This window comes from Halomonas sp. OfavH-34-E (assembly GCF_024124525.1).
Taxonomy (GTDB): domain Bacteria; phylum Pseudomonadota; class Gammaproteobacteria; order Pseudomonadales; family Halomonadaceae; genus Halomonas; species Halomonas litopenaei.
Window position 1 is genome coordinate 15347 of record NZ_JAMXRY010000062.1, and the last position, 14822, is coordinate 30168.

The 14822-nt window shown below is 63.9% G+C and carries 14 protein-coding genes; 6 read left to right on the plus strand and 8 right to left on the minus strand.

The window, feature by feature from the left end:
* Positions 1-62: 62 nt before the first annotated feature.
* The gene (locus NH448_RS20500; protein WP_253029346.1) at positions 63-557 is read right to left on the minus strand and encodes a hypothetical protein; all 495 of its coding nucleotides are present in this window, start codon (positions 555-557) and stop codon (positions 63-65) included.
* A gap of 49 nt (positions 558-606) precedes the next feature.
* On the minus strand, positions 607-903 hold the full coding sequence (locus tag NH448_RS20505) for a hypothetical protein (protein ID WP_253029347.1): 297 nt from the start codon (positions 901-903) through the stop codon (positions 607-609).
* A gap of 1302 nt (positions 904-2205) precedes the next feature.
* On the opposite strand from NH448_RS20505, the gene NH448_RS23720 reads away from it, so the two are divergent.
* The 4 genes from NH448_RS23720 to NH448_RS20525 all read left to right on the plus strand — a co-directional run bounded on the left by NH448_RS23720 (position 2206) and on the right by NH448_RS20525 (position 6479).
* The gene (locus tag NH448_RS23720; RefSeq protein ID WP_366078351.1) at positions 2206-2610 is read left to right on the plus strand and encodes a DUF3302 domain-containing protein; all 405 of its coding nucleotides are present in this window, start codon (positions 2206-2208) and stop codon (positions 2608-2610) included.
* Positions 2610-3737: an HlyD family secretion protein gene (locus tag NH448_RS20515; protein ID WP_108132881.1), complete on the plus strand. Its 1128-nt coding sequence runs from the start codon at positions 2610-2612 to the stop codon at positions 3735-3737. Before NH448_RS23720 ends, NH448_RS20515 begins: the two co-directional genes overlap by 1 nt.
* A 153-nt stretch (positions 3738-3890) precedes the next feature.
* Complete coding sequence (locus tag NH448_RS20520; RefSeq protein ID WP_253029348.1) at positions 3891-4616, plus strand: hypothetical protein; 726 nt, start codon at positions 3891-3893, stop codon at positions 4614-4616.
* Between the two features lie 276 nt (positions 4617-4892).
* The gene (locus tag NH448_RS20525; RefSeq protein WP_249742712.1) at positions 4893-6479 is read left to right on the plus strand and encodes an SLC13 family permease; all 1587 of its coding nucleotides are present in this window, start codon (positions 4893-4895) and stop codon (positions 6477-6479) included.
* Between the two features lie 36 nt (positions 6480-6515).
* Here the strand turns inward: NH448_RS20525 and NH448_RS20530 are convergent, their stop codons facing one another.
* Positions 6516-7115, minus strand: coding sequence for an HD domain-containing protein (locus NH448_RS20530; protein WP_231498651.1), 600 nt, complete (start codon positions 7113-7115; stop codon positions 6516-6518).
* 173 nt (positions 7116-7288) lie between these two features.
* Between NH448_RS20530 and NH448_RS20535 the strand changes: the two genes are divergently transcribed.
* Positions 7289-8563, plus strand: a complete 1275-nt coding sequence (locus tag NH448_RS20535; RefSeq protein WP_108132884.1) for an aminotransferase class I/II-fold pyridoxal phosphate-dependent enzyme — start codon at positions 7289-7291, stop codon at positions 8561-8563.
* Here NH448_RS20535 and NH448_RS23575 read toward each other — a convergent pair.
* The 3 genes from NH448_RS23575 to pmbA form a co-directional block, all read right to left on the minus strand.
* Positions 8560-8682, minus strand: coding sequence for a hypothetical protein (locus NH448_RS23575; RefSeq protein ID WP_261395434.1), 123 nt, complete (start codon positions 8680-8682; stop codon positions 8560-8562). The genes NH448_RS20535 and NH448_RS23575 overlap by 4 nt on opposite strands.
* Before the next feature lie 44 nt (positions 8683-8726).
* A complete protein-coding gene (locus NH448_RS20540; RefSeq protein ID WP_253029349.1) occupies positions 8727-9785 on the minus strand; it encodes a DUF1214 domain-containing protein in 1059 nt (352 codons plus the stop codon).
* A 174-nt stretch (positions 9786-9959) separates the two neighbouring features.
* Positions 9960-11300, minus strand: coding sequence for a metalloprotease PmbA (gene pmbA / locus NH448_RS20545; RefSeq protein WP_045993060.1), 1341 nt, complete (start codon positions 11298-11300; stop codon positions 9960-9962).
* A gap of 150 nt (positions 11301-11450) precedes the next feature.
* On the opposite strand from pmbA, the gene yjgA reads away from it, so the two are divergent.
* On the plus strand, positions 11451-11954 hold the full coding sequence (gene yjgA / locus NH448_RS20550; RefSeq protein WP_045993059.1) for a ribosome biogenesis factor YjgA: 504 nt from the start codon (positions 11451-11453) through the stop codon (positions 11952-11954).
* A gap of 163 nt (positions 11955-12117) precedes the next feature.
* Here yjgA and tldD read toward each other — a convergent pair whose 3' ends face one another.
* Positions 12118-13569, minus strand: coding sequence for a metalloprotease TldD (gene tldD, locus NH448_RS20555; RefSeq protein ID WP_253029350.1), 1452 nt, complete (start codon positions 13567-13569; stop codon positions 12118-12120).
* Positions 13566-14822, minus strand: a 1257-nt coding sequence (locus tag NH448_RS20560) for an AsmA-like C-terminal region-containing protein (protein ID WP_290442909.1), incomplete at its 5' end; no start/stop codon positions are given. The genes tldD and NH448_RS20560, both read right to left, overlap by 4 nt.

Genomic DNA, 14822 nt, shown 5'->3' on the forward strand with positions numbered 1-14822 from the left:
GAGCCAAGGATGGCCTGTTCGACTTCACCTTCATTGAAACTAAGCAGGCCGCTCAACGTAACTTAATTAATCCCACGAATCCTATAGGGCTCCGCATATAGTGTCATTGACTCGCTTCTCTCTATACACTCTTCAACAATATTCTCAATTAACGAGTTTTCATTTTGATCATAATGACGAATCAGCCCATTTAGCAAAATTGCTCGCCGATTAAGGAATTCCTTTTCTTTATAGAATCTCTCTATAGCACTATTACGAGAAGAAACATAAGAGTCAAACTCATCATTGTATACCTCAGTATCTCCGATGAAATACCGGGTCACTTCGCTGCTAACTTTTATAGATGTTTGATGTGTATATTTCTTGGTAAGATCGAGATAGGCTAAAGCGTGCCTGTCAGCAGAAACTCTAAGCCCCTTAGTTATTACTCTGCGATCAATGTACGCCCATAAAGCATAATCGCGCCCCAACAAAAACAAAGGCTTTAACATATATGAAAAAGCAAAAGTTGTCGTTCCAGCAACAAAAACCTTTAGGACATCAAACCATGAAAACAATGATAAATCCTCAGTGGTAAAAATTGTTAGGCCATGGCGTTTTCATATTTCAGGACCGTACAAACCTTTTCCTCACCTGCCCCACCTCTGCCCCCGGATCCTTCGCCAGCCGCCACACGCCATCGCTGATACCGTGCTTGCGGGAAAGCAGGTACTGCGGCGTGCCTGGTTCCCACCAGTCGTCCTTGATCTCCTTACCAAGCACACAGCGCCCGCTGATCAGCCAACCCTGCCAGACAACGTGATACTCGACCAGTCTGTCGATCGGAGGCGATGACCGGCTCAGGCCGAGCCAACCCTTGCGCTCGAGGCGTTTGCGCCACTGGATGATCTCGTACTCGCTCATTGGCACCACTGGGTCTTGCTGGCCCCTGGCCGGTATGGCCGTGCGAGACAATCAGTACGGGCACGAGTCAGCTCTACGAAAAGTGGCGCTCAATCCGGTTGCAGTGAGTTCCGGATAGCCTCGTGGCCACATGAACGGCATTTTATGATGTAGCACCTCCCATGCGGGGCACCCGGCCGGATCTCGAACTGGCTCCACGGTGAGCGATCGGTGACGTTGAACTCGGCAGAGTGGCATTTCAGGCAGTACATTTCCCAGCCGCCTTCCACGGTCGCAAAATTGATCATCGGCATGTCCAACATGACTATCCTACGTCTAGCCTCCTAGTGCTTAGCGTAGAACATGATGTCAGCTTCTGTGCCGAAGCGGTACTAGCCGAGTAAGTCTGTGCAGGCTCAGCCGTCTGCCTGCAGACTACCAAAGACACCAGACTCATGAGCCCCGTGGGTCATTGAGATGGCGTCACAGCGTGATGTCGTAGTTGACTGCCCACCTCAGCCATACCAGTCGGGCTGCATAGAGGCGCGCAGGTTCTTGTGGCCACAGGCCCTGCACGTAATGATGAAGCATCTGCCCCAAGGACCGTCTGGCACCACTTCGAAAAGCCTCCAGCCTTGCCGCCCTGTCTCCTGAAATTCGACGGCTTGGCAAACCAAGCACCGCATTTCCAGCCCGCTCTCCACCACTTGATAACTGATCATCTGCGTGACCATCCCTGTCCCCTGTAAACAAAGCGATAGGTTTCAGCGTAGAACAGAGCTGCACAGGAAGCGGTCCACGTAACACGACCTGCCATAGGTGTCCCATGGCGCGTTGTGCTGTGACCAGATTGTGACGCCGGCACCACGTAGGCCCGCCTATGTGTGTACCAATCGATGCAAACGGTCACATTGCAGTCGGTGCGCCCGGCATGCAAAGCACTGATAATAGGCCATATTGGCTAAATTCTGACAGGCCAATCGGGATTTAGGTTCTAGTGCCTTAGCGCGTGGGAGTTCGAGTCTCCCCATCCGCACCATCTTTTCGGACCCGTCGAGCGAGCACACTTCATTCGACCTCAGGTCCAGCATTCTTCTTGACCTTCCTCCTGTCGGCTCGGCCCCTGGCCCTTGCTTCGACACGCCCTAGCTTCGATACGCCCTAGCCTCGACGCGCCCTAGCTTCGACACGCCTAGCTCCCCGTTGACGCCGCCTAAGCATCCGTTGGCTTTGTCAGGGCTCGATCCTGCTATCGTTACATGCATGTTCCATGATTGAAATCGACCTCGCACGTTGCGCAGGTCCGCGAAAAAAGGTCATTGCATGCTGAACTACTTTGCCCTCGGCATCCTGTGCTTCGTGGTGTTGACCCTGTTCTACGGTGTCATCGTCATCCACGACATCCCCTACGGTATCGCCAAGAAGCGCGACCATCCGCACCAGGACGCGATCCACGTCGCCGGCTGGGTCAGCCTGTTCACCCTGCATGTGCTGTGGCCCTTCCTGTGGATCTGGGCCACCCTCTACCGGCCGGATCGCGGCTGGGGCTTCAAGCAGATCGAGGAAGAACAGGCGCGAGAGCGCAGCGAGATCGACGAGTTACGCCTCGAACTCGACCACCTGCGCCAGCGGCTCGACGCCCAGGAGGCCTTAGCGCCGTCGCTCCAGGCCGAGCAACCGGCTCGCGCCCAATCTACGTCCGGCAATACCCAGGGAGGTCAGGACTGATGGATCTGCTTATCGTGCTGACCTATGCGGCGCTGTGTATCGCCGTGTTCAAGATCTTCCGCATCCCGCTCAACAAGTGGACGGTCCCCACTGCGGTACTCGGCGGCATCATCGTGGTCGCGACCCTGGTGCTGCTGATGAACTACAACCATCCCTTTACCCGCCAGGTTCGCCAGGCCTACGCGGTGACGCCGCTGGTATCCGAGGTCCGGGCCCGGGTCAGCTCCGTCGAGGTCGACCCCAACACCCTGGTCGAGGCCGGTACCCCGCTGTTCATCCTGGACGCCACCCAGTTCGAGTCCCGTGTAGAGCGGCTGACGGCGGAGCTCGAAGACGCCCTGCGCAATTCCGACAGTCGCAGTGCCGGCGTTGCCGAGGCCGAGGCCAACCTGGTGGCGGCCCAGGCCGATAGAGATCAGGCCAGTCGGACCCTGGCACGTTATCAGGCCGCCTCCTCGGCCTTCAGCCGGCAGCAGATCGACGAAGCCTCCCAGAATGCCCAGACCGCGGCTGCACGTGTCGCCCAGGCCGAGGCCGCCCTCGAGCGGGCCCGCGCCGAACAGCGCCCCGACGGCGACGACGAGGACCCGTTGGTCGTCGCCAAGCGCGCCCAACTGGCCGAGGCACAATATGATCTGCAAAACACGGTCATCCGCGCTCCCACGGACGGCTTTCTGACACAGCTCGCGGTGCGCCCGGGAATGATGGCGGTACCGCTGCCGCTAAAGCCACTGGGGGTCTTCGTGCATGACGAACCCGGCCGCTTTACCGGCGCCTTCCGCCAGCAGGCGCTCAACCGCATCCAGCCAGGCGACGAGGCCGAACTGACCTTCACCGCCCTGCCGGGCCAGGTGTTCGCCGCCGAAGTCATCGAGGTGCTGCCGGCCATCGCCGAGTCCCAGGTCGCCGCCGGTGATCGACTGCTGGGCGCCGACGCCTTCGCCAGGACCGACGCCCCTGCGCTGGTGACCCTGAAGCTCGCCCCGGGCCAGGATATGCCGGACATGCCGCTGGGCATCGGCGCCCAGGCAGCGGTCTACACCGAGCACTTCCACCACGTCGCCATCATGCGCAAGGTGCTGTTGCGCATGCTCGGCTGGCAGCACTATGTCTACATCGACCACTGAGTCGACAGGCGTTTCGCCGACGCTGACCCGCTGCTAGGCTGGCCCCAGTCAGGTTCGCCCAGCGTGGCGAACCAGGGAGCGACAGACAGCACCCAGCCTTTCCTGGTGTACCCGACGAAAGGCACACCAGGTGGCTGGGGGCGGGGGGCAAGGATGCACAGCAGGAAGGAATCAACGCGCACCAATACCTGGGTGGCACTGGTGATCGTCATCGCCAGCGCCGCTCTGAGCTATTGGCTGCTGGACAGTCGCGACGACGTCAACGGAGGTGCAGCGGTATCGCTGTTCTCGTTGGGTCTCGTCAGCGCGCTGGTGATCGGCTATTCCCGTTCGGTCAGTCAGATCAACGCCCTCGGCGCCCAGGTCAAGTTCAACCGCCTGAGCCAGGAAGCCGACGCCACGCGCAAATCGCTGGAGCGCGACCGCCTTCATCTCTACCGCATGCTGATACCGCTGACGCTGAAGCACCCCGAAGGCGAACACGCCATCCACGGCGTCGATCCCCGTGTACCGGCACTGCTGGAACTTGACGACAAGGTCGCTACCGAAGGCCTTCAGGCCGACCTGTCACAGGAACTCGCCCGCGCCCTCCAGCGTCTGCTGCATAGCCAGTACCACCGCATCCTGGAACTGCTGCCGCAGGACGCCTCCCTGCCTGCCTCGCAACGGACATCATCGGGCCACGACTTTACTCCCGCCCAGCTTGGCGAACTGCTGGATCGGGCCGAAGCCTGTCTCGAGCGCCATGGCGAGGCGTCGACGTCCAATGACGACAGACAGCGGCTTCACAACAATGTTCGCGTCAGCCGCCGCCTGCTGGCCAGTTACCATCGACTCGATGACGTCACCCCAAAGGCCCCGTCTGACGCCGTTGTCTGAGGTCCGCAGACAGCCTCTCGTCTCTCACCTCTCGTCTTTAGTCTCTCGGCCCGCCTTTCGTCTTTCGTCTTTCGTCTTTCGTCTTTCGTCTTTCGTCTCTCGCTTCTCGCCACCTGGTCCCCGCCCGAGAGGATGACCTATCAGGCTGTGCCGGTTCGCTCCATCCTGTTCGCCGACGTCGGCCCCCAAACTCGGCGTCCCTGGCCCTCGTCTACGCTGAGATGGCGGTACATCACCGCAGTGTCACATCCATCTTCGCGATCGGCGGGAGGCCCCATGGCAGAGTCACTTACACAACAACAGGACGTTGACAGCGACAGCGGCGGACGCTCGCCTCGGCTGATCTGGTCGTTGCGGGCCTTCGGGCTGGCCGGTGCGGCCATGGTCTGGGTGGCCCTTGGGGGTGCCGAGTCGATGTCGCCAGATGCCCGCTGGGTGGCCGCCATCGGCACCCTGATGGCGATCTGGTGGATGACCGAGGCGATTCCGCTGTCGGTCACCTCGCTGCTGCCCATCGTGTTGATTCCCATGCTGACCGAACGCTCGGTGTCCGAGGCCACCGCTCCCTACGCCAGCTCCATCGTGTTTCTGTTTCTCGGTGGATTTCTGATCGCCATCGCCATGGAAAAGTGGCAACTGCACCGGCGTATCGCCCTGACCACCCTGCATCGCGTCGGGGTCGAACCTCGTCGTATCGTGCTCGGCATGATGCTGGCCACCGGTTTTCTGTCCATGTGGGTGTCCAACACCGCCACCACCCTGATGATGCTGCCGATTGCGCTGTCGGTGCTGACCCTGGTGGTGGAACGCTCGAGCTCACAGGACAGTGACGCGGTCGGAGAAGACCTGCACAAGGGCGGCCGCGTCTCGGACATCATCAAGGATGACAACATCCGCAGCTTCGGTGTCTGCCTGGTACTGGCCATCGCCTGGTCGGCCTCCATGGGCGGGCTTGGCACCCTGCTGGGCTCTCCCCCCAACGCCATCGTCGCCGGCTACGCCGCCGACGAACTGGGCCGGGACATCGGGTTCCTGCAGTGGATGATGGTCGGTCTGCCCCTGGCGCTGACCTTTATCCTGATCGGCTGGGTACTCATGACCCGGGTGCTCTATCGCTTCAAGCTCGATGAGATTCCCGGCGGCAAGGCGATGATCGAAGACCAGCTCGATCACCTGGGACCGCTCGGCCAGGGCGAACGCATGGTGATGTTCGTGTTCGCCGGCGCGGCCTTTCTGTGGGTGGTGCCGGGGCTGATCGCCAGCCTGCCGCTGATCGGCGACTGGTTTTCGTTCCTTGACGCCTTGAATGACACCGCCATCGCCATCGGCGCCGGTATCGTGCTGTTTTTCCTGCCGGGCAACGCCAAGGGCGACATGGTGCTGGACTGGCAGGACGCCGAGGATGGCCTGCCCTGGGGCGTACTGCTGCTGTTCGGCGGCGGCCTGTCGCTGGCCAGCGCGGTGGCAGCGTCAGGGCTCGACGGCTGGTTCGGCGAACAGGTCAGCGCGCTGGGAGCGCTGCCGATGGTGGCGCTGGTGGTGGCGGTGACGACGATCGTGCTGTTTCTTACCGAGATCACCTCCAACACTGCCACCGCCGCGACCTTCATCCCGGTGCTGGGCGGGGTCGCCGTCGGCATTGGCGCCGACGCCATGACGCTGCTGATACCTGCCGCCTTCGCCGCGACCTGCGCCTTCATGCTGCCGGTGGGCACGCCGCCCAACGCCATCGTGTTCGGCTCCGGCGCCGTCACCATCTCGCAGATGGCCCGTGGCGGGATCGTGCTCAACGTGATCGGCGTCGCCCTGATCACCCTGTTCTGCTACGTACTCGGGGGGCTGGCCCTGGGTCTGCAATTCTAGAGCGTCCGCGCTATTGGCTGATCGCTCCCAGGAGCCTCACCTGCCGGTGGGGCTCTCTCCCTGTTGTCTGCGCTGTCGAAGACGGGCCTCGGCCTGCTCAAGCACCTCCCAGGCCAAGCGACGAAGGCCGACCTCCCCCTCGGTCATGGCCTCGAGCAGGGCTCGCTTTTCCTTCAGGTAGAGGCGTGCAAATCCCGGGTCATGCTCGACGATAGAGCCGGTGTTGTGGATCAGGTCGGCGTACTTGATGGTCTGGGCGCGGGCGCCGGCTTGTGCCAGACGCTCCAGCGCCAAGCGCTTGCGCACGGCGCGGTTGCCCACCTCAGGCCCTTCGAGATCGCTTAGCGCCAACACCAGCGCGGTCACCTCTTCCCCGAAGTTGTCGCCCAGTGTCTGGGCCGTCACCTGGGTGTCCTCCAGTACATCGTGCAACCAGGCGGCGGCAACCATGGCGGGGTCGCCGGGACAGTGGCGGCTGACCAGCGCTGCCACAGCGGCGGGATGCTCGATGTAGGGGGTGTCCAGGTACTTGCGCCGCTGACCGATGGCGCCGTGAGCCGCCGTGGCGAAGAGCCGCGCCGCCTCCACGGTGTCGATGCCCGAGATCTCGCTTGCGTCGCTGGAGGGTGTGTCCACGCTGTCGCTCCCGTGTCGTGTCTTTATCGTGCGCCCCGGTCGGGCCCATTGCCGGTCCAGCACCTTTTGCTGATTGAGGCCTCGGCCGCCGCGGCTTAGGCTGACAGACCCGACCTCAAGACGCCATCAGGCGCTCCCCTGGCCGACCAGGAACCGCCATCAAAGGAACTGCCATGAAACGCGAAACCCTCGCCCTGCACCACGGCTACGCCCCTGACGACCAGCACTCTGTCGCGGTCCCGATCCACCAGACCACATCGTTTTCCTTCGATGATGCCCAGCATGCCGCCGACCTGTTCGATCTCAAGGTCGAGGGCAACATCTATTCGCGCATCATGAACCCCACCTGCGCGGTGCTGGAAAATCGCGTGGCCGCCCTGGAAGGTGGTATCGCTGGCCTGGCGGTGGCCTCCGGCATGGCCGCCATTACCTATACCATCCAGACGCTTGCCGAAAGCGGCGACAATATCGTCTCGATCAGCGAACTCTACGGCGGTACCTACAACCTCTTTGCCCACACCCTGCCGCGCCAGGGCATCGAGGTCCGCTTCGCCGACAAGGACGACCTCGCCGGCATCGCCGATCGCATCGATGAGCGTACCAAGGCGGTGTTCTGCGAAAGTATCGGCAACCCTTCGGGCAGTGTGGTGGACATCGCCGCACTCGCCCAGGTGGCCCACGACAACGGTGTCCCGCTGATCGTCGACAACACCGTGGCCACGCCCTTCCTGTGGCGACCGATCGAACACGGCGCCGATATCGTGGTGCACTCCGCGACCAAGTATATCGGTGGCCACGGCACCACCGTGGGTGGCGTGATCGTCGATTCCGGTCGCTTCCCCTGGGCCAGCCATGCCGAACGCTTTGCGCTGCTCAACGAGCCCGACCCCTCCTATCACGGCATCAGCTATACCCGAGACGTCGGCGACGCGGCCTTTATCGCCCGCGCCCGGGTCGTGCCACTGCGCAACATGGGGGCGGCCCTCAGCGCCCAGGCCGCCTGGAATCTGCTGCAGGGTCTCGAGACACTGGCGCTGCGTATCGAGCGCATCTGTGCCAACACCCAGACTATCGCCGAGTACCTCGAGGGCCACGAGGCGGTGTCCTGGGTCAAGTACGCTGGCCTTTCACATCACAAGGACCACGAGCTGGCCAAGCGCTACATGAACGGCCAGGCCTCCGGCATCTTGAGCTTCGGCATCAAGGGCGGACGAGACGCCGGGGTGCGCTTCTACGACGCGCTCGGGCTGATCCTGCGCTTGGTCAATATCGGTGACGCCAAGACCTGCTCGGCGATTCCGGCGGTGACCACCCATCGCCAGCTCAATGACGAGGAACTGGCCGCCGCCGGGGTCACCGCGGACATGGTGCGCCTGTCTGTCGGCATCGAGCATGTCGACGATCTGATGGCGGACCTGGACCAGGCGCTCAAGGCGTCTCAGGGCTAGCCCGAGCCCGGCACCGGCAATTCCACCGGGGTGGGAGAAGGTGGCAGCCAATCGCCCTTGATCAGGGCTTCTGCCGGGCGGTAGAAGCGCAGCAGGTGTTGGTGACAGCGTCCATCCACAGGGATGGACGTTCCTCTTTTTCTATCCAGCCCGAGCTTTATATCTAGCCAGAGCCCGGCACTGGTAGCCCCACCGGGGTCGGCGACGGCGGCAGCCAATCGCCCTTGATCAGGGCTTCGGCCGGGCGGTAGAAGCGTAAGGTATACGTCCATCCCGGGGCGATCGCCAGGTGGTTGGGTGCCTGGGGGTCGCCGCCAAAGTGGAGGGTTACCGAACCATCCTCGTTGGCGTCGGCCTCGACACTGGTCAGGGAGTGCGCCCCTTCGGCGCCCTCGATCAGACGCCCTCTGGCATCATAGACGGTTACCGACCAGAACCCGGTGACCGGCACGTCCACCGGCAGAATCAGCACCTGAGGCGTCTCGCCATCATTGTGAAGCGGGCTGACGGTGACGTAGTAGGCGTCCTCGATGGGCTGGCCCAGCCAACCCGCGGCCGTCCCCCACAGATGCCGCACCGGGTCGACGCTGTCTTCAGCGCCAAACATGCCGTGGCTGCCGGAGATAAAGGGCGACAGACCAAGCACCGCCTCTCTTACCTCGCTCAGTCGCTCCATATCCCACTCGGGCAATGACAGCTCTCCCGCGTCATCCTGGGACCACTCGATGGCATCCTGCAGCGCGTTGGCTTCGGCGATGTCCGCGCTCGAGTCGGCGTCCACCTGGGTACGGAACATGACCAGGGCATAGCGCGAACCGACGCTCTCTTCATCCAGCACGATCTCGCGTCCACCGTAGGACATCATCGGGGTGTAGTGGTCCTGGTTGACCACCTGCATGGACTGCAGTCGGGTGGCGCTGGCCGGGGCGGTGAAGGTCACCGGTGAGGCCAGATCGAAGACGCCGACGCTGTGCAGGATATCCCGATTGACCCGAACCACCTCGGCGTCCACCGGCAACGGCGCGCGGTCATGGCGCAGGCTGCCAAAATAGCCGTCATCGGCATAGTTCTGGAAGTGGGTGTCGGTCTGCGCCCGCACATAGGTATCCAGATTGACCGCACCGTCCGAGCTGGATGGCTCGGTGGCCTCTGCGGTCGCTGCCACTGCGTTCGAGACCAGGCTGCCTGCCATTGCCAGCAGCAGCCAGGAAAACCGCTTCATTGTCATCCCCGCACCCCGATTGTCGGTCGCGAGCCCTGGCGGCCAGAGCCCTGCCTCTGGCTCAGCATAGCGTCTTCGCGGCACGAAGGACTCAACGGCATGAAAACGGCGGCCCCGAGGGCCGCCGCAGGTCTCACTACTCAGTAAGCAGTGAATTGACGTTTCCAGAGACTGTCAGCTACCGGCGATGGTCATCTCATCGATCAACCAGCTACCGCTGTGGATGCTGCCACGGGTATCGATATCATCCCCCAGTCCCACCAGACCCTGGAACATGCCTGCCAGGTTGCCGGCGATGGTGAACTCCTCGACGGGATGCTGAATCTGGCCGTTCTCGACCCAGAAACCGGCCGCACCGCGGGAATAGTCACCGGTGACGCCGTTGACGCCCTGCCCCATCAGCTCCGTGACCAGTACGCCCCGATCCATCTTCGAGAGCAGCGCCTCGCGGCTTTCCAGCGGTGCTTCGAGGCGCAGGTTGCGTGCCCCGCCGGCGTTGGCGGTGGTCTGCATGCCGAGCCGACGCGCGCTGTAGGCCGACAGCATGTAGCTGGCCAGACGCCCCTGCTCGATAAAGCGATTGTTGCGGGTCTGGACGCCGTCGCCGTCGAACGGACTGCTGGCCATGCCACCCACCAGCATCGGCTGCTCGGCGAGGCTGAACCACTCGGGAAACAGAGTCTCACCCAGGCGGCCACACAGGAAGGAGGCGTCGCGGTAGATGGCGCCGCCGGCCAGGGCCGACATCAGGTGGCCGATCAGGCCGCTTGCCAGGGTCGGGTCGAACATCACAGGAAAACGCCCGGTCTGGGGGCGCTGCCCCCCGAGGCGCTGTAGCGTACGCTCGGCGGCGCTGCGGCCGACCTCCGCCGGGTCACGCAGCGCCCGTGGATCCCGGGCGCTGGTGTAGTCGTAGTCCCGCTGCATGCCGGATGCGTCCTCGGCGATCAGCAGGCAGGAAAGCGAGTGACGGCTGCCGCGCTGGCTGCCGAGAAAACCATGGCTGTTGGCGTAGACGCGAACGCCCTCGCCGCTCGACAGGCTGGCGCCGTCGGAGCTGCGGATACCCGGCTCGGCCAGGCCCGCCGCCTCGCAGGCAAGCGCCAGCTCTATCGCCTTGTCCGTGTCCAGCGCCCAGGGGTGATGAACGTCGAGATCCGGCAACTCGGTCGCCATCAGCTCGGCGTCGGCAAGCCCGGAGGCAGGATCCTCGCCGGTGTAGCGTGCGATGGCGATGGCCTTCTCGACCACGCTCTTGATCGAGGCGTCGCTGGCATCGGTGGACGAGGCGCTGCCCTTGCGCTTGCCCAGATAGACGGTGACGGCGATGCCCTGATCGCGGGACAGCTCCACCGACTCCACATCGCCCTCGCGCACGCTTACACCGGTGCCCTGATCGACGCTGGCGCCGACCTCGCAGGCATCCGCACCCAGTCGCCGAGCAAGCTCGAGCGCGGTCTCGGCACGACTTTCCAGCACCGCCTGCTGGGCTCTGGCATCAAACGCCTGTGTCATCTTGTACTCCTTGTCCGACCATAGGGGTCGGCTGAGACTGTCATCCTGCGGCGCCTCGGGCGCCACAGGCTGGTATACTTTCGCGGACGTCGCGCCCGGCGCGACCACCGCCTTTTCGATTTTCCCCGATGCCTTCACCAGGGACCCGGTATGACCCAGGATGACCTTTCCCCCGACGACCGCCCCAGCAAGTCCCAGCTCAAGCGGGAGATGCACGAGCTGCAGGCGCTGGGCGAGCGCTTCATCGCGATGAAGCCCGAGGAGCGCGCCCGCTTCCCGCTGTCGGACGATCTGCTTCGCGCCATCGACGAGACCGACCGCATTCGTGCCCGCGAGGCCAGACGCCGCCATATGCAGTACGTCGGCAAGCTGATGCGCAAGGAAGACCTGGAGGCCATCCAGGCGGTCTTCGACGACATCGAGAAGGCCCAGGTCCAGCGCGACCATGCCTTCCTGCGCCTGGAAAAGTGGCGTGATCGCCTGATCGAAGAAGGTGATGACGCCGTCGAACCCTTCCTCGAAGACTATCCCCAGGCCGATCGCCAGGCGCTGCGTCAGCTGATCCGCAACGCCCGCAAGGAGCGCGAGCAGAACAAGCCCCCCACCAACGCCAAGCGGCTTTACAAGCTATTGCGTGATACCGCAGGGATCTAACCGCCGGGCTCGAGGGCCAGTCTGACGAGTGACTGCGCTCGACGGCGTTACCGCCACCGCCCTAGGGCTTTTCTGAAAAGTGCCTAGGTCCTGCATGCTCCGCCTTGGCGCCGACACCTCCGTCGGCGCCGCCTTGTCGATCAGCTAGCTTGCCTCGGCTGTATCAGGATTGGGTGCCACCCACGGTCAACTCGTCAAGCTTGAGGGTCGGCTGACCGACGCCCACCGGCACCCCCTGTCCTTCCTTGCCGCACACCCCGATACCGGTGTCCAGTTCCATGTCGTGGCCGATCATCGAGACCTGGCCCATGGCTTCGGGGCCATTGCCGATCAGCGTCGCCCCCTTGACCGGCGCGGTGATCCGACCGTCCTCGATCAAGTAGGCTTCACTCGCCGAGAACACGAACTTGCCCGAGGTGATGTCCACCTGGCCGCCGCCGAAGCTGACCGCGTAAAGCCCGCGCGAGACGCTCTTGATGATGTCCTGGGGGTCGTCCATGCCGGCGCGCATGTAGGTATTGGTCATGCGCGGCATCGGCATATGGGCGAAGGACTCGCGACGGGCGTTACCGGTGGGCGCCATGCCCATCAGGCGGGCGTTCAGCTTGTCCTGCATGTAGCCGGTAAGGATGCCGTCCTCGATCAGGGTGGTGCATTGGCTGGGGGTGCCCTCGTCGTCCACCGACATCGAACCACGGCGATCCATCAGGGTGCCGTCGTCGACCACGGTAACGCCGGGCGACGCCACCCGCTCGCCGATACGACCGGCGAAGGCCGAGCTGCCCTTGCGATTGAAGTCGCCCTCGAGGCCATGGCCCACCGCCTCGTGCAGCAGGATGCCGGGCCAGCCGGCCCCCAGCACCACCGGCATCTGTCCGGCGGGGGCATCGGTCGCCTCCAGGTTGACCAGCGCCTGACGCACCGCTTCCTTGGCGTAGGTCTCGGCGACGCCTTCGTCGCGCAGTCTTGCCATGGGGTAGCGGCCGCCACCACCGGCGCTGCCGCGCTCACGCCGGCCGTTCTTGACCGCGATGACACTGACATTGAGCCTCACCAGCGGGCGCACGTCGGCGGCGACGGTGCCGTCACTGGCGCTGACCAGTACCACTTCGTAGACGCCGGACAGCGAGGCGCTGACCTGGGACACACTGGGGTCGGCAGCCCGGGCCACCCGGTCGGCCAGCTTGAGCATGGCGACCTTGTCTTCGGCCGACAGCCCTGACAGCGGGTCGATGCCCGCGTAGCGCGGCTCGGCACTGACCTGGATGCGTGGCGCCTGGGTCAGGGTGGCGCCGCTGCGCACGATGCCCGAAGCGGTGCGGCCCGTCTCGGCCAGGGCATCGGCGTTGATCTGGTTGGAGTAGGCGAAGCCGGTCTTCTCGCCGGCCATGGCGCGCACCCCGACGCCACCGTCGATGTTGTAGCTGGCTTCCTTGACCTCACCGTCCTCCAGCACCCAGCCCTCTTGCCAGGTCCGCTGAAAGTACAGATCGGCGTAGTCGATGCCAGGGCCCAGGGCGTGCCGGAGACCCGTATCGAGACCGCCGAGATCGAGGCCTCCCGGGATCAACAGGGTGGCCACGGCCTCATCGAAGGATGCAGCTTGAGATGTCATTGAGCACTTTCCAGAGTGATCCGGGGCGAGGTCCAGGGACCCTGCACCAGATAGTGAATTCGCGTCACCCGGTCGATGACGTCGCCGAACAGCTTGTCGGCCACAAACAGGGCACCGCCCACGACGGGCGCCCCTACGGCCACGGCTGCCAGCGGCAGGTTGTTGCTGACCGGCACGGTCACACCGAGCATCAGGTCGAGCTGACGTCGCGCCAGGTCGGCGGAGCCGTCCAGGGTAAAGTCGGTGGCGGGGCCATCGATACGAATCGGCCCTTCGGTTTCCAACACTCCACCATACAGGGTCGCGGCACCACTGACACGGTCGAAGGCGGTACCCTCACCGGTGACGTCCGAGAAATCCAGACGCAGGCGCCGCAGCAGGTTGTCGACGTTGAGTAGTCCCACCACCTTGGCCGAGGGCGAGCTGATATTGGCGAAGGTTCCGTCGACCATATCGACGTTCAGGCTACCGCGTGATCGGGCCAGCGCAAACTGCCAGGGGGCCCCCGGCCAGGCCAGCTGACTGTCCACATCGAGTCTTTCGGCGCGTACCGCCACGTCCTGCCCGAGCGCCGCCAGCGCGGTCCCGGGATCACCCCCGGTGAGCGCCAGTCGCGAGCGCGTCAGGCTGGCCTGACTACCGGAAGCCTCCCATACCAGCGACCCTTCTGCCGTGACCTCGCCCAGGGTGAGGGATACCGGCTCGACCGACAGCCGATCACTGCTGGAACGCCATGCGCCGTTGAAGGGCCCGACCCGATTGCCCTGGTACACGATATCGTCGATGGTGAGACGCCCGTCGGGCAGCTCGCGCACTCGCTGCGGGAAGGCCGCGGGCGCGCTGGTGACTTCAAGCTCACCGAACAAAGAGCCGGACTCGGCACCCTGAACCGCCGTTTGCCCGCTCTCGGGAATCAAGTTGTCCAGCTCCAGTCGATCGAGATCGAGCACCAGTGGCTGGGTAGTACCCGGGCGGTAGGTCACCTGGCCGTCGACCAGGCTTCCGCCAAGCGCCGCCTGCCACTGCCTGGCACCTCGGCTGAAGCGGGGACTGGCGTCGATGGTCAGCGTGCCGAGACAACGATCGCCGTCGCTCAGGCAGTCGGTGCGGGCCTCCAGGCGTGACAGTCCCGCCCCGCCGCCGCCACTGGAGCCGCCTTCCGGCATGGCACCGGCCAAGGGCTTCAGGGCGTCGGCCCAGGCGCCCAGATCGAGTCGCTGCAGATAGGCCAGCACCGACCAGCCCGGCTCACC

What these genes read in the sequence shown, in the direction of transcription:
- NH448_RS20505 (WP_253029347.1), bottom strand. Translation starts at nt 903, where the DNA reads ATGAGCGAGTACGAGATCATCCAGTGGCGCAAACGCCTCGAGCGCAAG.
- NH448_RS20535 (WP_108132884.1), top strand. Translation starts at nt 7,289, where the DNA reads ATGAAACGCGAAACCCTCGCCCTGCACCACGGCTACGCCCCTGACGAC.
- NH448_RS23720 (WP_366078351.1), top strand. Translation starts at nt 2,206, where the DNA reads ATGCTGAACTACTTTGCCCTCGGCATCCTGTGCTTCGTGGTGTTGACC.
- pmbA (WP_045993060.1), bottom strand. Translation starts at nt 11,300, where the DNA reads ATGACACAGGCGTTTGATGCCAGAGCCCAGCAGGCGGTGCTGGAAAGT.
- tldD (WP_253029350.1), bottom strand. Translation starts at nt 13,569, where the DNA reads ATGACATCTCAAGCTGCATCCTTCGATGAGGCCGTGGCCACCCTGTTG.
- yjgA (WP_045993059.1), top strand. Translation starts at nt 11,451, where the DNA reads ATGACCCAGGATGACCTTTCCCCCGACGACCGCCCCAGCAAGTCCCAG.
- NH448_RS20520 (WP_253029348.1), top strand. Translation starts at nt 3,891, where the DNA reads ATGCACAGCAGGAAGGAATCAACGCGCACCAATACCTGGGTGGCACTG.
- NH448_RS20515 (WP_108132881.1), top strand. Translation starts at nt 2,610, where the DNA reads ATGGATCTGCTTATCGTGCTGACCTATGCGGCGCTGTGTATCGCCGTG.
- NH448_RS20525 (WP_249742712.1), top strand. Translation starts at nt 4,893, where the DNA reads ATGGCAGAGTCACTTACACAACAACAGGACGTTGACAGCGACAGCGGC.
- NH448_RS20540 (WP_253029349.1), bottom strand. Translation starts at nt 9,785, where the DNA reads ATGAAGCGGTTTTCCTGGCTGCTGCTGGCAATGGCAGGCAGCCTGGTC.